Below are 21,634 nucleotides of genomic sequence, written 5' to 3'. Positions count from 1 at the left end.
GTGATACCCATTCGAGACATGAAGGGTATATATATTTCCGGCCGCCGCCAAACGGCAGCGGCCGCATTTGCCCGGCGAGGAATTTATCATGACGTCTTTATTGCAACTCAGGCAGATAAAAAGTCATTTCCGGCGTTAACGCATTAAACGGTATTAACCTGACCGTTGAACAAGGGGAGATTCATGCACTGCTCGGTGAAAACGGGGCAGGCAAATCCACGTTAGTTAAAGTGTTGTGCGGTATTTATCGCCCTGATGACGGCGATATTATTATCGAAGGGGAAACCAAGAAATTTGGAAATTATCGGGAAGCGATTAACGCCGGTGTCGGTATCATTTTTCAGGAGTTTTCCTTAATTCCTTACCTGGATGCGGTTGAGAATATTTTTCTCAATCGGGAAATACATAACCGCTGCGGTTTTTTAGACAGGAAAGCCATGCGCCGCCGGGTAAATCAAATTTTCAAACGCCTGGAGGTACAACTGGATCTGGAACGACCGGTGGAGCAACTGAGCGTGGCGCAGCAGCAGTTTGTCGAAATCGCCAAGGCATTGTCCCTGGACGCGAAAATCCTGGTATTGGACGAACCCACGGCAACGCTCACGCCGGGAGAGGCGGAGCAATTGTTCAGCGTCATGCGCGATCTTAAATTGCTCGGGGTCGGCATGGTGTTTATTTCCCATCATCTGGAGGAAATTTTCCAGATATGCGACCAGATTACGGTGCTGCGTGACGGAGAGTACATTAGTACCGTTCCCACCGGCTCCACCGACATAGAACAACTGGTGAACATGATGGTGGGCCGCAAGGTGGAAAATGCCTTTCCGGTGAAAAACCATCTCATCGATCCCGATACCCGCTTGCTGGAGGCCAGCATTCAGCATAAAAAAAACGGCGTCACCGATGAATTCCATCTGCTGAAAGGGGAGATTCTCGGTTTTGCCGGCCTGGTGGGATCGGGCCGGACGGAGCTGGTGTCGGCAATGATCGGCGCACGGCCCTGCTATCGCAAAGACATCAAGCTTCGGGGGGAAGCGACCGTGCTTCGTTCTCCGGCCCAGGCGCTTGAACACGGCATCGGGCTGCTGCCTGAAAGCCGCAAAACCGAAGGTCTGGTGCTGCCCTTTACCGTGTCGCAAAACATCACCCTTAATCGCCATGAAAAAGCCGCCCGCATTTTTATCAATGCCCGTAAAGAGCGCGGCATTGTCCAGCGATTGATCAAAGCCGTGGGGGTTAAGACTCCGGGCGGCGATACTCAGGTGAATACCCTCAGCGGCGGTAATCAGCAAAAGGTGGTGATAGCCCGTTGGCTGAACAACGATTGCAATATCCTGATTTTTGACGAGCCGACACGGGGAATCGACGTGGGAGCAAAGGCGGAAATCTATCAGCTGATGCAGCAGCTGACTGAAAAAGGCATCTCGATCATCATGGTATCGTCCGAACTCCCTGAAATCATCGGCATTTGCGATCGGGTATTGGTTTTTCGCGGCGGACATATCGTAGCGGAACTCACCGGCGAACAGATCGAGTCAAACACTATTATGTTACATGCAACGGGGAGCTCATTATGAGCAGTATCGGCAATCCTTCTTCCCGCGATGTGATGACCCCATCGCCACGCCGCATCTATTGGGATAAATGCATGCGCCATCCGGCGGTTTTCCCTTTGTTGGGATTCATCGTGCTGTTTGTCCTGATGGTTTTTCTGAGCGACAGCTTTTTAACCTTCAATAACCTCACCAACGTGGCGCGGCAGGTTTCCATCAACGCCATTATCGCCGTGGGCATGACCTGCGCCATTCTCACCGGCGGGATTGACCTTTCGGTGGGATCGGTGATGGCGTTATCGGGCACGGTGGCGGCCGGTTTGATGATAACCGGCATACCGATGCCCCTGGCGCTGCTCGCCGGTTTGGCGATCGGCGGGCTGTTCGGCGCCATCAACGGCGCCTGCGTGGCTTACGCCCGGATGCCGCCGATCATCGTCACCCTGGCCTCCATGAGCGTAGCCAGGGGACTCGCCTTGATTTATACCGGCGGTTATCCCGTTTCCGGCCTGCCGGGTCCGTTCGCCTTTTTCGGCCGCGGCGAGGTGATGGGCATCCAGGTGCCGATTTTGATTATGGCCGGCATCTACATCATTGCCTACGCCATGCTCAACCATATGTCGTTCGGACGGTATGTCTATGCCATCGGCGGTAATGAAGAGGCCGCCCGTCTCAGCGGCATTCGCATCACGCGCTACAAACTGCTGGTGTACATCATCAGCGGTATAACCGCGGCCCTGGCGGGCCTGGTGTTGACCTCCCGGCTAATGAGCGGGCAGCCCAATGCCGGGGAAGGATTTGAACTGGACGCCATCGCGGCGGTGGTGCTGGGGGGCACGGCCATTACCGGCGGCAAAGGAGCCATCATCGGTACGCTGGTGGGCGCCATGATGTTGGGCATCCTCAATAACGGACTGAACCTGATGGGGGTTTCCCCCTATGTCCAAAACGTCATCAAGGGCGGCATTATCCTGGCGGCGATTTATATCAGCTCAGAGAAGCGTAAGTGATTCTTTTATCAAGGAGGCCCTATGGCCTGTTTTCTAGGCATTGACATCGGCGGGACGGTCACCAAGGCAGGTTTATATAGCGCCGATGGGCATGAGATAGGCGTGGCCGAACGCGACGCCGAGGTGTTATCGCCGCAGCCGGGTTTTACCGAACGGGATATGGGAGAACTTTGGCAGACGGTATGCAGCGTTGTCCGGCAGGTGATTGGGGATAGCGGAGTGAACCCCGCCGACATCCTCGGCGTCAGCTTCTCCTCTCACGGCAAGGGGCTCTACGCTATCGATCATGAAGGCCGCCCGGTACGCAACGGCATCATCTCATCCGATACCCGGGCGCTGGCGCTGGTGCAGCAGTGGCAGAAACAGGGTATCGACAGCCTTACCTATCCCCGCGGACTGCAACAGCTGTGGACCGCGCATCCGGCCACCCTGCTGCGCTGGCTGAAAATCAACGAACCGGAAAACTACGCCCGTATTTCGTCGGTGCTGATGGTGCACGATTACGTCCGCTACCGCTTGACCGGCGTGATTGCGGCGGAAGTGACCAATATCTCCGGCAGCAATCTCTATAACCAGCATACACGCGACTATGACCCGCAGCTGATGGAGGATTTCGGCATCAGTGAAGTGCGCCATAAAACCGCCCCGGTGGTAGGCTCCGCCGAGCAGGCCGGGTCGGTAACGGAGCCCGCGGCCCAAGCCTGCGGGCTGGCCGCCGGCACGCCGGTCTACGGCGGTTTGTTTGACGTGGTGGCATCGGCGGTGTGTTCCGGCGTGTGCGATAACCAGACCCTCAGCGCCGTGGCCGGCACCTGGTCCATCGCTACCTGCGTCACCGACAGCATTATCCCGGCGGAGTATCCCTATGTCTGGGGGAGCTACTGTGTACCGGGAAAGTATTTCGTGCATGAGGGCAGTCCGACATCGGCGGCCAATCTGGCTTGGTTTATGCGTAATTTCTGCGGCGACGAAGAGACCCCTTTCCAGCAGTTTGATCAATGGGTGGCCGAACGCAGCGGGCATGATACGGAAATCGTGTTCCTGCCCTATCTGTTCGGCTCCAATTACAGCCTCAATCTGGCGGGGGGATTGGTGGGGATGCGATCCCATCATGAAAAAGCGGACATTATCTACGCCCTCTACGAAGGCATTGTGTTTTCCCATCTACTACACCAGGATCGGATTTTGCAGCTCAATCCGCAGGTCAAACGCATCCGCATCACCGGCGGGCCGACCCATTCGCCGGTATGGATGCAGATGTTCGCCGATGCCGGCAACTTGCCGCTGGATGTCATTGATATCAAGCAAAGCGGCTGTCGCGCCGCGGCATTATGCGCCGCCGTCGGCCGGGGATATTATGCCGATTTCGCCGCGGCCATCGCCGCAACCCAGCCTGAGGTCCGGACCTATACACCGCAACGGGACGCCCATCTGCAGTTGCGCCGGCAAATGGCCCGCTACCTTGATACCGCCAAGGCGTTAAGCGAGGTGAGTTATGCTTGATAACGACGGCAAGCCGGCGGATAAAAGGATTTGCCTGGGTATCTATGAAAAAGCCCTGCCTTTGCAGCTGGACTGGCCGCAGCGCCTGGATACCGCCCGGGACCTGGGATTTGATTTCCTGGAAATCTCCATTGATGAACAGCCGGAGCGGCAGCGGCGCCTGGATTGGGATCGGCGGGAACGCCTGGCTTTTACCCAGGCCAAATTGGACAGCGGCGTGGCGGTGCCCAGCATGTGCCTGTCGGCCCATCGCCGTTTCCCATTCGGCAGCCGGGACGGCATTATCCGCCAGCGGGCCTATCAGCTGATGGAGAAAGCGCTGGCGCTGGCGGTGGATCTCGGCATCAGGAATATCCAGCTGGCGGGCTATGATGTCTATTATGAACCTTCCGATCGCCATACCCGGACGCGGTTTATCGACGGCATTCACTGGGCGGTGGAACAGGCGGCCAAGGCGCAAGTGATGCTGTCCATTGAGATAATGGATACGACGTTTATCAATAGCATCAGCAAGTGGCTGGAGTTCGACCAACTCATTCAAAACCCCTGGTTTACCGTGTATCCCGATCTTGGCAATCTCAGCGCCTGGGGCAATAACGTGGCGGGGGAATTGACCAAAGGCATTAATAAGATCACTGCCATCCACCTTAAAGACACCTCGCCGGTGACGCCGGATTCGCCGGGCAAATTTCGCGATGTGCCCTTCGGCGACGGCTGTGTGGATTTTGTTAATGCCTTCGAGACTCTTCGGGAACTGGACTATCGCGGCCCCTATCTGCTGGAGATGTGGGCACGGGGCAAAACGGACGACATCGATCGGGTGCGTTATGCCAAAACCTGGATTGAGCAGCAGATGCGGCTGGGGGGGTTAGCATGTTGAATGACCTGAAACAGCAAGTGCTGGCGGCCAACCTGAGCCTGCCGACATATGGATTGGTGACGTTTACCTGGGGAAATGTGTCTGCTCTCGACCGTCAACAGGGATTGATCGTCATCAAGCCTTCCGGCATCGATTATGCCGACATGACGGCGGAAGACCTGGTGGTGGTGGATTTAACGGGCCGGATCGTCGAAGGGCGCCGGAGGCCTTCGTCTGACACTGCAACCCATCTGGTGCTGTATCAGCATTTTCCGGAGATTGGCGCCGTGGTGCATACCCACAGCCGCTATGCCACCGTCTGGTCGCAGGCCGGACGCCCCATCCCGGCGCTGGGCACCACCCACGGGGATTATTTTTACGGCGAGATTCCCTGCACCGGGCCGTTAAGCCGGCAGGAAATAGAAGGAGACTACGAACGGGAAACCGGCGAACTGATCGTGCGGACGTTCCGGCGGCAACAATGCTCACCAGGGGAGATGCCCGGCGTGCTGGTGCTTTCCCACGGCCCTTTCGCCTGGGGAAAAGATGCCGCCGACGCGGTACACAATGCGGTGGTGCTGGAGGAAGTGGCCGCCATGGCGCTGTTTACCTGCCAATTGGCGCCGGCCATCGCGCCAATGCAAACCGACCTGTTAAATAAGCATTTTCTGCGCAAGCACGGAAAAAACGCCTATTACGGTCAATAACAATATTTGCCGAACGGCGCTGGCGCCGACGGAAAGTGTTTATTCCCCCTAAAAGGGGAAAGAAAAATTTACCCCAAACTCATCACCAATAAACCCCGCCATACTTCAAGTTACAAGTGCGTTGGCTTTCCTCGCTCACCCCAGTCACTTACCTGAGTAAGCGCTGGGGATTCGCTGCGTTGCCGCCTTCCTGCAACTCTAATTATTTAGGGTATAGATTTACGGCTTAAACGGTCAGTTCGCCGGGAACATATTCACGCAGCGGCGCCTGCATATTTTTTGGCTTCTCAATAAGCTTGAATAATATCTCCGCCGCTTTTTCTCCCAGTAATACCGTATTGTGATATATACCTGGGATCCGCTGACCATAGGATTCACAATAAGGAGGAGTATCGATGGAAAAGAATTTAATCTGATTATAAATATTAAGCTGGTTGCAAATCGACATAGCGCCTAAGGTAATGATGCCATTCAGGCCGACAATATATTGAGGCCATCGTTCTTTGTCTGACAGTAAATTACGCAGAGCCTGCTCCTGGGAATCGAATTTATAATCCCCATATATTATTTCCACCTGTTTATTATTGCCGATCAATGCTCCCATGATACCGGCCGTACGATCTTTGGTGATCTCCGAATCCTCTGGCCCCCCGACGATCAACAGGCGCTGCTCCGGCTGCTCCGCCAGAAAGCGGCCGGCGCGCACGCCGATTTCGATATTATTCAGGAATACGCCGCTCAGTTTTTTTCCGTAGATATCGCGGTCGATAAGCACCAGGGGAATTCGATAAACGTCCGCCAGATCCAGGTAAGCCGGAGAATATGCTTTATCATCACGCACGGCGGAAAGCAATATTCCGCAGGCCTGGTAACTAAACAGGGTTTGAATAGCCAACTTCTCCGCCGCTTCGCTGTCATCAGTATCAAATAACATTATCTGATAACCTTTATTCCTGGCGATTCGGGATACGGTCTGGATCAGGTGTGAATAAAAGGGATTATAGGTACTGCTGGTTACCACGCCGATAATACGGCTGCTGTTTTTTTTCAACCCTTGCGCAAATGCATTGGGTACATAATTAAGCTCCTTGGCGATGGAAAGTATTTTTTCCCGCGTCTCGGATTTAACTAAATGGGGTTGATTAAACACGCGCGAAACCGTGATATTGGTGACATTTGCGCGCCGCGCTATATCAATAATGGTTGAATTGGCGTTTTCTTTTTTCACCTGCAATCCTAAATCCCTGCTATCAATATAGACCCTGTTTTCCATTGTAGGGAAGGCAGGACGATAGCGCTACTTTTATTAACGCCAACGCCCAGATTCCCCCGCCCCGGCGCCCCCCTTCCCTCCCCCGCCTGTTTATCGCCTACCGCAGCGGGTCAAGAAACAAAGTGGCTTAAGCGCTCCGCAAGACAGGCTTAGGACGGGCAATGGAGACGTTTTATCGTTAGAATAGGGTGGGATCAAGGGTAGCATCACCGTTAAAAAAAGCCGGCAGGGATAACGCCCCCCTCATTTTTCATTATCAATATCGGGAGGAGAACATCATGGAACTATCACAATTCGAACAACGGCTGGAGTTGCTGGAAGGCCGACTGGCTTTTCAGGAAGTCACCATAGAAGAATTAAACCAAACCGTCGTAGCCCATGAGCGGGACATCAGCCGCCTGCAGGAACTGCTGCGCTTATTGTCCGAGAAGCTGCGCACGCAGCAAACCTCGATGATCGCCTCACAGTCGGAAGAGACGCCCCCGCCGCACTATTGATTATCATTGCGCATGGCGGTTAGCTCTCTAACACCAGAGGTTAAATGAGCGTGTTAAAGGGAAACCGTGCTGGTGGGGTCGAATCGGGCATGGTTTTCCTGCCCGACCGAGCGCCCCACAGCGCGGTAAGCCCGCGTTAGCCGATCGTGCAACAATCGTGTTAAAGGGAAACCGTGCCGGTGGGCTCGAAGCGGGCATGGTTTTCCTGCCCGACCGAGCGCCCCACAGCGCGGTAAGCCCGCGTTCACCGATCGTGCAACAATCGTGTTAAAGGGAAACCGTGCTGGTGGGGCCGAATCGGGCATAGTTTTCCTGCCCGACCGAGCGCCCCACAGCGCGGTAAGCCCGCGTTCACCGATCGTGCAACAATCGTGTTAAAGGGAAACCGTGCTGGTGGGCTCGAAGCAGGCATGGTTTTTCCGGCCGGCGGCAGCCGGCCCCTCACCCCTTAATGACAGCCGCAGCCGCCTTTACCGTCGCAACCGCCGCCTTCATGGTCGTGACCATGTCCGCCGCAGCAGTCATCGCCATGCTCATGATCGTGCTCATGATGATGATCGTGTTCGCCGTGGACATGTCCGTGCTCAAGCTCTTCAGCGGTGGCTTCGCGGATGGCCAGCACTTCCACGTTGAAATTGAGGTTTTGGCCGGCCAGCATGTGATTGCCGTCCACCACTACATGATCGCCGTCGACTTCGGTAATTTCCACCGGAACCGGGCCTTGATCGGTCTCAGCCAAAAAGCGCATGCCGACTTCCAGCTCTTCCACGCCCATAAACACATCTTTGGGAACGCGCTGAACCAGGTTTTCGTCATAATGGCCATAGGCGTCATTGGCGGTAATATGCACGTCGAAATGATCACCGACGTCATGTCCTTCCAATGCTTTTTCCAGGCCGGAAATCAGTGAACCATAACCATGCAGATAGTCCAACGGCGCACTCACCGGAGACTCATCGACCAAAACGCCATCTTCTGTACGTACCTGGTAGGCCAGACTGACCACCAGATCTTTTGAAACTTTCATGATATCTCCTACCGTTGGAAACTAAACTGGCGCAGATTCTAACGAAAAAATGCACGTATGTATCCTTCAGCTTAAAAAAACCTGACCGTGAAGGCTACTCCGGATGGAAAATACCGATAATGTGCTCCGGGAGCGGCCTTTTCTCCGCGTTTGTTCCGTCAGTTTGCTGCTGGGTGAAACCGCATTTCACACAGATAAAGCTCTCGACATCGTTATCACTCCACAGGGCCAGAGTATCCTTGCTTTGGCAGTGAGGGCATACCGCGCCGGCAATAAAGCGTTTACGCTTAACCGTCATAAGGTTTATCTCCCTGTTGATCGTCATCTTCCCAACCGTTTAGCTGCCAGCGTTCCTTCATCATTTCCCGTTGGAAAATATCCTCCAGCTCGCGCCGGGATTCCTTGACGCGGGATATCTGCGCCAAATCCCCCTGCATCTGCGGCATCAGTTCCCGCAGCATCCGCACATCGAGCCGGCGAAAATGCTGCTGCGCACGATGGGCCTGGTGGGGATGCATGCCCAGTTCCAGCAGTGCCTTGCGGCCCAGATCCAGAGCGCTGGCAAAGGTCTCACGGGAAAAATGAGTCACGCCGGCCTGCAATAATTCATGGGCCTCTACACGGCCGCGGGCGCGCGCCAGGATTTTCAAATGGGGAAAATGCTGCTGGCACAAATGCACTACCGCCATGTTCGCCTCCGGGGTATTGGCGGTCACCACAATCGCCTGGGCCTTTTCCGCGCCGGCGGCGCGAAGCAGTTCAAGCTCCGTGGCATCGCCGTAATACACCTTATAACCATAGCTGCGCATCAGGCTGACCACACTGATATCCCTCTCAAGCACCGTGATGCGCATTTTATTGGCCATCAGCAGCCGCCCCACAACCTGACCGAAACGGCCGAAACCGACAATAATCACCTGCGGCTCGTCGTCGTTCACGAACGGCTTTTCGTCATGCTCCTCCTGGGCGTTATAGCGGCGGGTCAGAATGCCGTCGATAAGCTTCATCAGCAGCGGCGTGGTGATCATCGACAGGGTTACGGTCACCAGCAGCAGCGACAGCTGATCCGGCGACAGGATTTTCTGCGCCCCCGCCGCGGAGAACAGCACAAAGGCAAATTCACCGCCCTGGCTCAGCACCCCGGCGAATTGCAACCGGACCGAACGACGCAAACCGAAAATGCGCGCCAGAATATACAGTACCGTTCCCTTCAGCAGCACCAGTATCGCCAGACCGGCCAAGACCTGCAGCACATGGACATACAGGACGCCCAGATTGAGCGCCATGCCCACCGAGATGAAAAACAGCCCCAGCAGCAAGCCTTTAAACGGCTCAATGGCGATTTCCAGCTCGTGGCGGTATTCGCTTTCAGCCAGCAGTACTCCGGCGATAAAGGTCCCGAGCGCCATGGAGGCGCCCAGCATATCCATGAACAGCGCCGCTCCCAGCACCAGCAGCAGCGCGGCGGCGGTAAAGACTTCCCGCACGTTGGCGGCGGCGATATAGCGAAACAGCGGACGCAACAGGTAACGGCCGCCCACCAGCATGACGAAAAACGCCGCCACCTTCATGCCGATCTTCGTCCAATCGCTGGGTACGCCGCTGCCGCCGCTGAGGAAAGGAATGACCGCCAGCGCCGGTATTACCGCCATATCCTGAAACAGCAACACCGAAAATCCGAGCTGGCCGCCTTCATTGCGGTTCATGCCTTTGTCGCGCATAAGCTGCAGCGCGATAGCGGTTGAGGACATGGCCAAACCGATGCCGCCGATAAGCGCCGATTGCCATGAGGCATGGGTCAGCAGCAAGACGGTGCCCAGTAAAACGGCGGTAATGACAAGCTGCGCCGTGCCGAGCCCGAAAATGGAACGCCGCAATTCCCATAATTTGCCGGGGTTCAGCTCCAGCCCGATGATAAACATCAGGAACACCACCCCCAGTTCAGAGAAGTGCAGGATTTCATCCACGTCGCGGATAAAACCCAGTCCCCAGGGGCCGATGGCGATACCCGCCGCCAGATAGCCTATTACCGCGCCGATGCCCAGGCGCTGGGCAATGGGCACCGCCACCACGGCGGCAAACAGGAACAGCACGACGGCGGTTAAAAATGACGGACTGCTACCCAAGACGCTGCCCTCTTTCCTGCACCGGCTCATTAAGCCAGCGCGCATACGCATCGGCATGACGCATCAAGGCGTCATGGGTTTGCCGTCTGGCCCAGTAAACCACCAAGGGCGACACCCATTGCATGCGACACAGGGTCGCGGCCAGTTCAAAGGGACGCAGAACCTCTTCCATGGTAGTGCGGTTATATCCCAAATGCTGATAAGCAGTTTCCGGCTCGCCGGTGGTAATGACCGACCGCCAATACTTTCCGGTCAGAGCATTGCCGCCGATGCCGCTGGCGAAGCCCCGCGTCAATACACGGTCGAGCCACTCCTTCAGCAGCGCCGGGCAACTATAAGTATAAAGGGGATGCTGGAACACGATCACCTGGTGCTCTCGCAACAATTGCTGTTCATAATGAATATCGATAAAAAAATCCGGATAATGCGCGTAAAGATCATGTACGGTGACATGCGCAAGGGGCGATGCCGCCTGCAGCAAAATCCGGTTGGCAACCGAATCCTGCGATTCGGGATGGGCATACAGCAACAAAACTTTGGGTGGTTGTGTAATCAATTCCCCTCCAAAGCGTCGTCAGGGCGCGGGTTTTCCGCTACCATGCTCCGCGAAGTCGAAAACCAGGACGTTTCACTCTGGCTTGCATTCAATAATGTCAATTTAACATACTCTCAAACTATGGCGCTTTATGATTGTCTTCTCATCTGTGCAAATTCGTCGCGGTACCCGGGTACTGCTTGATAATGCGACCGCCACGGTAAACCCGGGGCAAAAAGTCGGGCTGGTGGGCAAAAACGGCTGCGGCAAATCAACACTTTTGGCATTGTTGAAACATGAACTCAGCGCCGATGCCGGCAATGTCACTTACCCGGCCAACTGGTCCCTGGCCTGGGTAAACCAGGAAACGCCCGCGCTGGACGAACCGGCAATAGACTATGTTATCGACGGCGATCGGGAATATCGTCAGTTGGAATCCGAATTACAGCTGGCCAACGAAAAAAATGACGGTCACGCCATCGCCACGCTGCATGGCAAACTGGATGTCATCGACGCCTGGACCATACGGCCACGCGCATCCAGCCTGCTGCACGGCCTGGGTTTCAGCCAGGAACAGCTGCAAAAGCCGGTGAGCGATTTTTCCGGCGGCTGGCGGATGCGCCTTAACCTGGCGCAGGCGCTGATCTGCCGTTCCGATTTGCTGCTGCTGGATGAACCCACCAACCATCTGGATCTTGATGCGGTCATGTGGCTGGAAAAGTGGCTGAAAAATTACAACGGCACGCTGATCCTGATTTCCCATGACCGGGACTTCCTCGATCCCGTCGTCAATAAGATACTCCATATCGAACAGCAGTCATTGAACGAATATACCGGTAATTATTCCTCTTTTGAGCTGCAACGTGTGACCAAACTGGCGCAACAGCAGTCCCTTTATCAGCATCAGCAGGAAAAAGTGGCGCACCTGCAGCATTACATCGACCGCTTCCGCGCCAAAGCCACCAAATCCCGCCAGGCGCAGAGCCGGATTAAAATGCTGGAACGCATGGAGCTTATTGCTCCGGCCCATGTGGATAATCCGTTCCAATTCCGGTTTCGCGCCCCGGAAAGCCTGCCCAATCCATTACTGACGATGGAAAAGGTCAGCGCCGGCTATGGCGATCGCACTGTCCTGAATTCCATCAAGTTTAACCTGGTGCCCGGTTCGCGCATCGGGCTGCTGGGACGCAACGGCGCCGGTAAATCAACGCTTATCAAACTGCTGGCCGGCACGCTGGAGCCTCAGTCGGGCAGGGTCTCCCTGGCCAAAGGCATCAAGCTCGGCTATTTCGCCCAGCATCAGCTGGAGTTCCTACGGGCCGACGAATCGCCGCTGCAGCATATGAACCGGATGGCGCCGCAGGAGTATGAGCAGGCGCTGCGGGATTATCTCGGCGGATTTGGTTTTCAGGGTGATAAGGTCACCGAGCGTACGGAACGGTTCTCCGGCGGCGAGAAAGCCCGGCTGGTGCTGGCGCTGATCGTCTGGCAGCGCCCTAACCTGCTGTTGCTGGATGAGCCCACCAACCATCTGGATCTGGATATGCGCCAGGCGCTCACCGAGGCGCTGATTGACTTTGAGGGCGCCCTGGTAGTGGTATCCCATGACCGGCATTTGCTGCGTTCCACCACCGACGATTTCTATCTGGTTCATGACGGGCTGGTAGAGCCCTTCGAGGGAGACCTGGAGGATTACCAGCAATGGCTGGCGGACCAGCAGCGCCAGGCGGCGCAGGGCGCCGACGGCCGCGAGGATCTGCCCGCCTCCGCCAATAACGCCCAGGCCAGAAAGGACCAAAAGCGGCGCGAAGCCGAGTTCCGCAGCCAAACCCAGCCGCTGCGCAAATCCATCGAACGCCACGAAAAAGCGCTGGAAACCCTGGGCAACGAACTGGCGAAAGTGGAAGCCGAGCTGGCGGATTCAGCGCTGTACGATATCGCCCGTAAAGGAGATCTCGCCGCCTGTCTGCAGCGCCAGGCCCAGGTAAAATCCCAGTTGGAACAGGCGGAAACAGCGTGGCTGGATGCCCAGGAACAGCTTGAAACCCTGATAAAAGAGTTTGAAGGGGAATAGCCCTTTATAGTCAACCGCCAGCACCGAAGCTGCACCGGGCGTGTTAAAGGGAGACCGCGCCAATGAGGTCGAAGCGGGCGTGGTTTTCCCGCCCGCCAGAGCGCCTCATGGCACGGTAGGCCCGCGATCACCGGCGCGTGAACCGAACGTGTTAAAGGGAGACCGCGCCAATGAGGTCGAAGCGGGCGTGGTTTTCCCGCCCGCCGGAGCGCCTCATGGCACGGTAGGCCCGCGATCGCCGGCGCGTGAACCGAACGTGTTAAAGGGAGACCGCGCCAATGAGGTCGAAGCGGGCGTGGTTTTCCCGCCCGCCGGAGCGCCTAATGGCACGGTAGGCCCGCGATCGCCGGCGCGTGAACCGAACGTGTTAAAGGGAGACCGCGCCAATGAGGTCGAAGCGGGCGTGGTTTTCCCGCCCGCCGGAGCGCCTCATGGCACGGTAGGCCCGCGATCAGCGGCGCGTGAACCGAGCGTGTTAAAGGGAGACCGCGCCAATGAGGTCGAAGCGGGCGTGGTTTTCCCGCCCGCCGGAGCGCCTCATGGCACGGTAGGCCCGCGATCACCGGCGCGTGAACCGAGCGTGTTAAAGGGAGACCGCGCCAATGAGGTCGAAGCGGGCGTGGTTTTCCCGCCCGCCGGAGCGCCTCATGGCACGGTAGGCCCGCGATCACCGGCGCGTGAACCGAACGTGTTAAAGGGAGACCGCGCCAATGAGGTCGAAGCGGGCGTGGTTTTCACGCCCGCCGGAGCGCCTCATGGCACGGTAGGCCCGCGATCGCCGGCGCGTGAACCGAACGTGTTAAAGGGAGACCGCGCCAATGAGGTCGAAGCGGGCGTGGTTTTCACGCCCGCCGGAGCGCCTCATGGCACGGTAGGCCCGCGATCGCCGGCGCGTGAACCGAGCGTGTTAAAGGGAGACCGCGCCAATGAGGTCGAAGCGGGCGTGGTTTTCCCGCCCGCCGGAGCGCCTCATGGCACGGTAGGCCCGCGATCACCAGCGCGTGAACCGAACGTGTTAAAGGGAGACCGCGCCAATGAGGTCGAAGCGGGCGTGGTTTTTCCCGCCCGCCGGAGCGCCTCATGGCACGGTAAGCCCGCGATCACCGGCGCGTGAACCGAGCGTGTTAAAGGAAGACCGCGCCAGCACCGAAGCCGCACCGGGCGTGTTAAAGGGAGACCGCGCCAATGAGGTCGAAGCGGGCGTGGTTTTCCCGCCCGCCGGAGCGCCTCATGGCACGGTAGGCCCGCGATCACCGGCGCGTGAACCGAACGTGTTAAAGGGAGACCGCGCCAATGAGGTCGAAGCGGGCGTGGTTTTCCCGTCCGCCAGAGCGCCTCATGGCACGGTAGGCCCGCGATCGCCGGCGCGTGAACCGAGCGTGTTAAAGGGAGACCGCGCCAATGAGGTCGAAGCGGGCGTGGTTTTCCCGCCCGCCGGAGCGCCTCATGGCACGGTAGGCCCGCGATCACCAGCGCGTGAACCGAACGTGTTAAAGGGAGACCGCGCCAATGAGGTCGAAGCGGGCGTGGTTTTTCCCGCCCGCCGGAGCGCCTCATGGCACGGTAAGCCCGCGATCACCGGCGCGTGAACCGAGCGTGTTAAAGGAAGACCGCAAAAATTGCGCGGCCTTATCAGCGCCAAATCAACAGCACGCAGGCCGCGGTAAGCAATCCCATGGCGACATTAAATACCGTCCAGGCGCGTTTACTGCTGAGCAAACGGCCGATAAGCGTACCAAAGCCGAGCCAAATAGTCCCGGAAACGATATTCACCGTCACAATACCAATACTGATGGCCCCCACTGAAGTAATATAGGCATTACCCGTCAGGCTGAAGCTGGCTACCGCCCCCAGCGCCATCAACCAGGCTTTGGGATTCAGGAACTGCAGCAGTCCGCCCTGGTAAAACGGAATGGGGCGTGGCGGCGGCGCATCCGTCTCCAATGTTTCATACGCCGCGGTGGCAATCTTCCAGGCTAACCACAGCAGATAAAGGGAACCGGCCACTTTGAGCATAAAATGCAATGACGGATACAGGGTAATTAAACCGCCGATACCGAAAGCCACCAATAGCAATATGCACTGCATCCCGAGCATAATACCCAGCATCAACGGCATTGAACGCCAAAAACCGAAATTCGCGCCGGAAGCGGTGAGCAGCATATTATTAGGACCGGGCGTAATGGCAGCGACCCAAAGAAAACCCAACATTGAAAGAAAAAGACTCGGTTCCACGTTTCGGGGGCTCCTCTCCCTTTAATGAAGGTAAGAAACTAACAGCGCGCCTGTATCCGCACAAGGCTTTGCTGGTGAAATTTCCTCAAGGCATTGAATCATTAACAAACTGGACATAACATGATGATTATTCCGTGGGAAGAAATCGACTCCGACACCCTGTATAACCTGCTTGAATCCTTTGTCTTGCGAGAAGGCACCGATTACGGCGAACAGGAAAAGACACTGGAGGCCAAAGTCGCCGATGTCAAACGTCAACTGATAAGCGGCGAAGCGGTAGTGGTATGGTCGGAACTGCATGAGACCATCAATATTATGCCCCGCGGCCAGTTTCATCCGGAATAACGCAAATTGGCCCTGCGCCGCTAAACATGATAACAATAATCAAGTCTTTCATGCCGGGCGCATGTGAATCTACCCGTCATACTTCAAGTTGCAGGTGCGTCCGCTTTCCTGCAACCTGAATTATTGAGGGTATCACGCCGCCATATAACGAAGCGTAGGGTTACCATGTCAGCACAACATCCCATTATTGCCGTTACCGGCTCCAGCGGCGCCGGCACCACCACCACCAGTTTGGCTTTCCGTAAAATTTTTCACCAGTTGAATATTCACGCCGCCGAGCTGGAAGGGGACAGTTTCCACCATTTTACCCGTCCGGAAATGGACATGGCCATTCGCAAGGCCCGCGATCTCGGGCGACATATCAGCTATTTCGGGCCGGAAGCCAATGACTTCGGCCTATTGGAACACACCTTCCTGCAGTATGGGCTCACCGGCCACGGCAAAGCGCGAAAATATCTGCACACCTATGACGAAGCCGTTCCCTACAATCAGATTCCCGGCACCTTTACTCCCTGGCAGCCGCTGCCGGAGCCGACGGATGTGCTGTTTTACGAGGGGCTGCACGGCGGGGTGGTTACCGACCACCATAATGTGGCGCAGCATGTGGATCTCCTGGTGGGTGTAGTACCCATCGTCAACCTGGAATGGATACAAAAGCTGGTGCGCGATACCAGCGAACGCGGACACTCCCGGGAAGCGGTGATGGATTCCGTGGTGCGATCGATGGAAGACTATATTAACTACATCACACCGCAGTTTTCCCGTACCCATATCAATTTTCAACGGGTTCCCACGGTGGACACGTCCAACCCCTTTGCCGCCAAGGCCATCCCTTCGCTGGACGAAAGCTTTGTGGTAATTCACTTTCGCGGCCTGGATCATATCGACTTCCCCTATCTGCTGGCGATGCTGCAGGGGTCGTTTATTTCCAATATCAATACGCTGGTGGTACCGGGAGGGAAAATGGGGCTGGCGATGGAACTGATCATGGGACCATTGGTAAAGCAGCTACTGGAAGGCAAACGCATTGAATAAACCGGGCGCGGCCGGAGCGTCGCGCCAGCGGTAACGCATCCGTCATTCAGGACGGCAAACGCACTTCAAAACTATGGGTAACGTTCACGGATTTGCCGAGCATTAAAGACACCGAGCAATACTTTTCCGCTGACAGCTCCACCGCCCTTTCGACGATTTTGTCGGTGAGCCCCGTGCCGGAAACTATAAAGTGTAAATTAATATGGGTAAATAACCTCGGCGCTTCGTCGCGGCGTTCAGAGGTCAGCTTGACTTCGCAATCACGCACATCCTGACGCCCTTTTTGCAGAATCGATACCACGTCGATGGCGCTGCACCCCCCAGCCGCCATAAGTACCATTTCCATTGGGCTGGGCGCTTTTTCCCCTGCGTTGCCATCCATCAAAATCTGGTGGCCGGAGGCGGATTCACCTATAAAAGACAGACCTTCGACCCATTTTACTCGTGCTTGCATTATGATGACTCCAGATAAAAAGTTTTTCCTGCACCCTACATTTTTATTGGAAAGGTGGCAATGTTACCTAACATACTTCATGCTGATGCAAGACAACAGAAGACACTGCTTCAAACCTATGCTAAAAACAAGGCTGGATCGACCTCATGATAATGAAAGGGCAAGAGAGCGATCGGAACATCACTAAAACCAGACCCTAATAAGTTCCCTAACGTCGCTCCGTTTACAACGGAGATGGATCGATAAAACAGCGCCGTAATAGGGAATACGATGTCCTGAACAAGGACATCGATGACAAAAGAGGATAACAGCGAATGGTTCTCGGCAAACCGCAAACAGACCCGACTCTCGAATGGTTCCTGTCTCATTGCCATATTCACAAGTATCCATCGAAGAGTACGCTAATACATCAAGGCGAAAAAGCTGAAACACTTTACTACATCGTCAAAGGCGCCGTCGCGGTGCTGATAAAAGATGAAGAAGGTAAAGAGATGATCTTGTCCTACCTTAACCAGGGGGATTTTATCGGGGAATTGGGCTTATTCGAAGAAGGCCAGGAGCGCAGCGCCTGGGTTCGTGCGAAAACCGCTTGTGAAGTGGCTGAAATTTCTTATAAAAAATTCCGGCAACTGATTCAGGTGAATCCGGATATCCTGATGCGTCTGTCGGCGCAGATGGCCAGCCGCTTGCAGGTCACCTCGGAAAAAGTCGGTAATCTGGCGTTTCTCGACGTCACGGGACGTATCGCGCAAACCTTGCTTAATCTGGCGAAACAACCCGACGCCATGACCCACCCCGACGGCATGCAAATCAAGATTACCCGCCAGGAAATCGGCCAGATTGTCGGCTGTTCCCGCGAAACGGTGGGCCGTATTCTGAAAATGCTGGAAGATCAAAATCTCATCTCCGCACACGGCAAGACCATTGTCGTTTACGGTACGCGTTAAACGTTAATCAAACAGGCGTGGTACTCTGTGCCACGCCTGCTTGTTGGCAGCATGTGGCGTCGACTGATCTATCACCCCGAAGTCAACTATGCCTTGCGGCAAACCATCGTGCTTTGCCTGCCGGTGGCGATAGGGCTATTGTTCGGCAGCCTGCAGAACGGCCTGCTGTTCTCCCTGGTGCCCGCCTGTTGCAACATCGCCGGCCTGGATACCCTGCATAAACGCTTTTTTAAACGCCTGGCCATCGGCGGTACGCTGTTCGCCGTCAGCAGCGTACTGATCCAGTGGCTGCTCTTTGTACACGTACCCTTGCCCTTTATCATGGTGGGCCTGGCGCTGGCGCTGGGCGTCACCGGTGAAATCAGTCCGTTGCACGGGCGGTTATTACCCGCCTCCCTTATCGCCGCCATTTTTACCCTCGGCCTGACCGGCAACGCCCCGGTGTGGATCCCGCCGCTGCTGTATATCGCCGGTACCGCCTGGTACGGGCTGTTTACCGGCCTGTGGTTCCGATGGCTTAAAGAGCAGCCGATGCGGGAAACCCTCAGCCTGCTCTATAGAGAGCTCGCGGATTATATCGAGGCGAAATACAGCCTGCTGACCCAGCATACCGACCCGGAAACCGCCCTGCCGCCGCTGTTTGCCCGGCAGCAGCGGGTGATTGATCTGATTGCGCAAATTTACCAGCAGCTGCATATGCTGTCGGCCAACCATCAGCTTCAGTACAAACGTCTGCTGCGGACATTTCAGGTGGCTCTGGACCTGCAAGAGCATATCGCCGTCAGTTTGCATCAGCCGGACGAAGTGCAAAAGCTGGTGGAGCAGAGTCACGCTGAAGCGGTGATCCGCTATAATGCCCAATTGATTGCCGCCCGGCTGCGGGTGGTAGCGGACGATATCCTTTATCATCGGTTATCGGGCCGTTTCACCATGGCGGAAGCCCTGTCGGCGGTGGAAAAAATTGCCCAGCGAAATCCGGATAATCCGGTGGGGCAATTTTGTTTTTATCACTTCAGCCGCATCGCCAGGCTGCTCAGGACGCAACGTCCGCTCTACCGGCGGGATATCATGGCGGATAACCAGCAACGGCTCTCTTTCTGGCAGGCGCTGCGCAGCTACTGTTCGCTCAAATCCATGGCGCTGCGCAACGCCGCCCGGCTGGGCATTATGCTGGCCATCGGCAGCAGCCTGGGACTGGTGTTCAACCTGCCTAAACCCTACTGGATTCTGATGACGGTGATGTTTGTCAGCCAGAACGGCTATAACGCCACCCGGGTACGTATCCAGCACCGGGCGCTGGGAACCTTGGCCGGCCTGGTTATCGCCGCCGCGACCCTGCAGCTCCATCTGGGGGACGGCACGGTTTTATTGTTTATGCTGGTGGTGACCCTGGCGGCTTACCTGGTTTTGCGGAAAAATTACGGCCTGGCGATGACCGGCTTCACCGTAACCGCCGTTTACACCCTGCAGCTATTGTCCCTGAACGGTACGCATTTTCTGGTACCGCGGCTGGTGGATACCCTGATCGGATGCATGCTGGCGTTCGGCGGTACGCTCTGGCTGTGGCCGCAGTGGCAAAGCGGCCTGCTGCGCAAAAACGCCCATCAGGCGCTGGAAAGGGATCAGGACGCATTGCGTCTGTTATTACAGGCGAATCCGGAGCCGGCGGCGCTGGCCTATGCCCGTATGCGGGCCAACCAGGCCCATAACGCCCTGTTCACCTCGCTAAGCCAGGCCATGCAGGAGCCCGGTTTCAACTCCCGCTACCTCATCGATATGCGCCTATGGGTGACCCATAGCCAGTTTATTATTGAGCATATCAATGCCATGACGATACTGGCGCGGGATCACTACATGCTGACGCCAATGCTGGCGGAAAAATACCTGACCGCCTGCGAGGTGGCGCTGCAAACCTGCCAGCAACGGCTGGAATACGATGGTCCGAGCAGCGAACAGCCGGTACTGGCCACCGCCGGCGATACGCCGGAGCAGCCGGGCACCCCGATGGAACGCCATCTGCGGCGTATCCTGTTCCATTTGGGAGTAATGCATACCATCTCGTCGGTTGCCTGGCGCCAGCGGCCGCAGCACGGCCGCTGGCTATCGCGGCGATTGGGGGAAAATGCCCAATAGCCGCCGATAATGGCGGCTGAGCGTGCTGGCAAAGTGCCCGGTCGAGAAAGGCGGTTTGATAAGTGACCCGTCCGCGCCAGGCTCTTTTTCAGTGAGCTCAGCCGGCGGTAACCTGGGCTACCGCCTGTTCAAACCTGGCCATGCCCTGATCGATATCGTCAAATTCCACCACCAGCGACGGGGCGAAACGCACCACGTCCGGACCGGCGTTCAAAATCATCAGACCGTTGGCGGCGCTGGCATGAAGGAATTCCCGTGCCCGGCCGTGGTAGCCGGGTTTCAGCGCGGCGCCAATCAGCAAGCCCATGCCCCGAATTTCTTCGAACACATGATAGCGGTCGTTAATCTTCTGCAGCGCGCTGAAAAACCTGTCATGCCGTTCATTGATTCCCGCCAGCACCGCCGGCTGGTTAATGACGTCCAGCGCCGCCTCGGCCACTGCGCAGGCCAGCGGATTGCCGCCATAGGTGGTGCCGTGGGTTCCCACCGCCATCACCGACGAAATCTCCTCGGTAGTAAGCATGGCGCTGATGGGGAAACCGCCTCCCAGCGCTTTGGCGGTGGTGAGAATATCCGGCAGGACACCATAATGCATATAAGTGAATAACTTACCGGTCCGGCCCATACCGCACTGCACTTCGTCCATCACCAGCAGGGCCTGGTATTGATCGCACAGATCCCTAAGCCCCTGCAGGAATTCCGGCGTGGCCGGCGTGATCCCGCCCTCGCCCTGTATCGGCTCAACCACCACCGCGCAGGTATGATCGTCCATCACCGCTTTTACCGCCGCCAAATCGTTGAACGGCACGTGGACAATATCACCGGGTTTCGGTCCGAAACCATCGGAATATTTGGGTTGGCCGCCCACCGTGACGGTAAAGAGCGTACGGCCGTGAAAGGCGTTGTGGAACGCGATGATTTTGGTTTTATAAGGGCTGTGGCGGGTGATGGCATAATGACGGGCCAGCTTAAAGGCGGCTTCGTTGGCTTCACCTCCCGAATTGGCGAAGAAGACCCTATCGGCAAAGGTGGCATCGATAAGTTTGCGCGCCAGCCGCAGCGCCGGTTCATTGGTAAAGACATTACTGGTGTGCCACAGGGTTTCACCCTGGCTTTTCAGCGCCGCCACCAGCGCCGGATGGCAATGGCCCAGGGCGGTCACGGCGATACCGCCGGAGAAATCAATGTACTCCTTGCCTTCCTGGTCCCATACCCGGCTGCCTTTGCCTCTGACGGGAATAAATTGAGCAGGTGCATAAACTGGCAAAATGACCTGATCAAACGTTTCCCTGGTTACCGCGTCATCATGTGTTTTCATAAG

Annotated in this window: 18 protein-coding genes and 1 pseudogene; 11 read left to right on the top strand and 8 right to left on the bottom strand. The window is 56.5% G+C overall.

Translation table 11 applies throughout. From position 1 onward, the window contains the following. The first annotated feature begins 88 nt into the window (after positions 1-88). From GTU79_RS02475 to araD, 5 genes and pseudogenes are all read left to right on the top strand, one after another. Positions 89-1,577: pseudogene (locus GTU79_RS02475) on the top strand (sugar ABC transporter ATP-binding protein). Positions 1,578-1,609: 32 nt separating this feature from the next. Beyond that, entirely contained in the window at positions 1,610-2,563 is a 954-nt protein-coding gene (locus GTU79_RS02470; RefSeq protein ID WP_253073619.1) for an ABC transporter permease, read from the top strand. A 21-nt stretch (positions 2,564-2,584) separates the two neighbouring features. After that, positions 2,585-4,066, top strand: a complete 1,482-nt coding sequence (locus GTU79_RS02465; protein ID WP_203522954.1) for an FGGY-family carbohydrate kinase — start codon at positions 2,585-2,587, stop codon at positions 4,064-4,066. Then, the gene (locus GTU79_RS02460) at positions 4,059-4,946 is read left to right on the top strand and encodes an L-ribulose-5-phosphate 3-epimerase (RefSeq protein WP_203522955.1); all 888 of its coding nucleotides are present in this window, start codon (positions 4,059-4,061) and stop codon (positions 4,944-4,946) included. Before GTU79_RS02465 ends, GTU79_RS02460 begins: the two co-directional genes overlap by 8 nt. Further along, positions 4,940-5,632 (top strand): L-ribulose-5-phosphate 4-epimerase, encoded by a 693-nt coding sequence (araD, locus tag GTU79_RS02455; protein ID WP_253073478.1) that lies wholly within the window; start codon positions 4,940-4,942, stop codon positions 5,630-5,632. The genes GTU79_RS02460 and araD overlap by 7 nt, the downstream gene beginning before the upstream one ends. 226 nt (positions 5,633-5,858) lie before the next feature. On the opposite strand, the gene GTU79_RS02450 is transcribed toward araD, so the two are convergent. After that, the gene (locus tag GTU79_RS02450) at positions 5,859-6,860 is read right to left on the bottom strand and encodes a LacI family DNA-binding transcriptional regulator (protein ID WP_203522956.1); all 1,002 of its coding nucleotides are present in this window, start codon (positions 6,858-6,860) and stop codon (positions 5,859-5,861) included. 323 nt (positions 6,861-7,183) lie between these two features. On the opposite strand from GTU79_RS02450, the gene GTU79_RS02445 reads away from it, so the two are divergent. After that, positions 7,184-7,402 carry a protein SlyX gene (locus GTU79_RS02445; protein ID WP_203522957.1) on the top strand — a complete coding sequence of 73 codons (219 nt, stop codon included), beginning with the start codon at positions 7,184-7,186 and terminating at the stop codon, positions 7,400-7,402. A gap of 448 nt (positions 7,403-7,850) precedes the next feature. Here the strand turns inward: GTU79_RS02445 and slyD are convergent, their stop codons facing one another. The 4 genes from slyD to kefG form a co-directional block, all read right to left on the bottom strand. Continuing rightward, positions 7,851-8,429 (bottom strand): peptidylprolyl isomerase, encoded by a 579-nt coding sequence (gene slyD, locus GTU79_RS02440; RefSeq protein WP_132923684.1) that lies wholly within the window; start codon positions 8,427-8,429, stop codon positions 7,851-7,853. 94 nt (positions 8,430-8,523) lie between these two features. Further along, the gene (locus GTU79_RS02435; RefSeq protein ID WP_413726455.1) at positions 8,524-8,727 is read right to left on the bottom strand and encodes a YheV family putative zinc ribbon protein; all 204 of its coding nucleotides are present in this window, start codon (positions 8,725-8,727) and stop codon (positions 8,524-8,526) included. Next, a complete protein-coding gene (gene kefB, locus GTU79_RS02430; protein ID WP_243701471.1) occupies positions 8,717-10,555 on the bottom strand; it encodes a glutathione-regulated potassium-efflux system protein KefB in 1,839 nt (612 codons plus the stop codon). The genes GTU79_RS02435 and kefB overlap by 11 nt, the downstream gene beginning before the upstream one ends. Then, positions 10,548-11,108, bottom strand: coding sequence for a glutathione-regulated potassium-efflux system ancillary protein KefG (gene kefG / locus GTU79_RS02425; RefSeq protein WP_165934291.1), 561 nt, complete (start codon positions 11,106-11,108; stop codon positions 10,548-10,550). The genes kefB and kefG overlap by 8 nt, the downstream gene beginning before the upstream one ends. Positions 11,109-11,241: 133 nt before the next feature. On the opposite strand from kefG, the gene GTU79_RS02420 reads away from it, so the two are divergent. Next, complete coding sequence (locus tag GTU79_RS02420; protein WP_203522959.1) at positions 11,242-13,164, top strand: ABC transporter ATP-binding protein; 1,923 nt, start codon at positions 11,242-11,244, stop codon at positions 13,162-13,164. Positions 13,165-14,796: 1,632 nt separating this feature from the next. On the opposite strand, the gene GTU79_RS02415 is transcribed toward GTU79_RS02420, so the two are convergent. After that, a complete protein-coding gene (locus GTU79_RS02415; protein ID WP_132923689.1) occupies positions 14,797-15,399 on the bottom strand; it encodes a LysE family translocator in 603 nt (200 codons plus the stop codon). A 123-nt stretch (positions 15,400-15,522) separates the two neighbouring features. Here GTU79_RS02415 and GTU79_RS02410 point away from each other — a divergent pair, with 123 nt between their 5' ends. Both GTU79_RS02410 and GTU79_RS02405 read left to right on the top strand, forming a co-directional pair. Continuing rightward, positions 15,523-15,744: a YheU family protein gene (locus GTU79_RS02410; RefSeq protein WP_132927897.1), complete on the top strand. Its 222-nt coding sequence runs from the start codon at positions 15,523-15,525 to the stop codon at positions 15,742-15,744. A gap of 165 nt (positions 15,745-15,909) precedes the next feature. Continuing rightward, the gene (locus tag GTU79_RS02405; protein ID WP_203522960.1) at positions 15,910-16,779 is read left to right on the top strand and encodes a phosphoribulokinase; all 870 of its coding nucleotides are present in this window, start codon (positions 15,910-15,912) and stop codon (positions 16,777-16,779) included. Between the two features lie 46 nt (positions 16,780-16,825). Here the strand turns inward: GTU79_RS02405 and GTU79_RS02400 are convergent, their stop codons facing one another. Further along, entirely contained in the window at positions 16,826-17,233 is a 408-nt protein-coding gene (locus GTU79_RS02400; RefSeq protein WP_132923691.1) for an OsmC family protein, read from the bottom strand. A 314-nt stretch (positions 17,234-17,547) separates the two neighbouring features. Between GTU79_RS02400 and crp the strand changes: the two genes are divergently transcribed. Together crp and GTU79_RS02390 are read left to right on the top strand one after the other, a co-directional pair. Further along, positions 17,548-18,180, top strand: a complete 633-nt coding sequence (crp, locus tag GTU79_RS02395) for a cAMP-activated global transcriptional regulator CRP (RefSeq protein ID WP_034895576.1) — start codon at positions 17,548-17,550, stop codon at positions 18,178-18,180. A gap of 51 nt (positions 18,181-18,231) precedes the next feature. Further along, the gene (locus tag GTU79_RS02390; RefSeq protein WP_203523175.1) at positions 18,232-20,313 is read left to right on the top strand and encodes a YccS/YhfK family putative transporter; all 2,082 of its coding nucleotides are present in this window, start codon (positions 18,232-18,234) and stop codon (positions 20,311-20,313) included. Between the two features lie 97 nt (positions 20,314-20,410). Here GTU79_RS02390 and argD read toward each other — a convergent pair whose 3' ends face one another. Continuing rightward, entirely contained in the window at positions 20,411-21,631 is a 1,221-nt protein-coding gene (argD, locus tag GTU79_RS02385) for a bifunctional acetylornithine/succinyldiaminopimelate transaminase (RefSeq protein ID WP_132923692.1), read from the bottom strand. Positions 21,632-21,634: the final 3 nt, after the last annotated feature.

Source organism: Sodalis ligni (genome assembly GCF_016865525.2).
Taxonomy (GTDB): domain Bacteria; phylum Pseudomonadota; class Gammaproteobacteria; order Enterobacterales; family Enterobacteriaceae; genus Acerihabitans; species Acerihabitans ligni.
The sequence above is the reverse complement of the archived record's forward strand: the minus strand, read 5'-3'. Positions and strand labels throughout refer to the sequence as shown.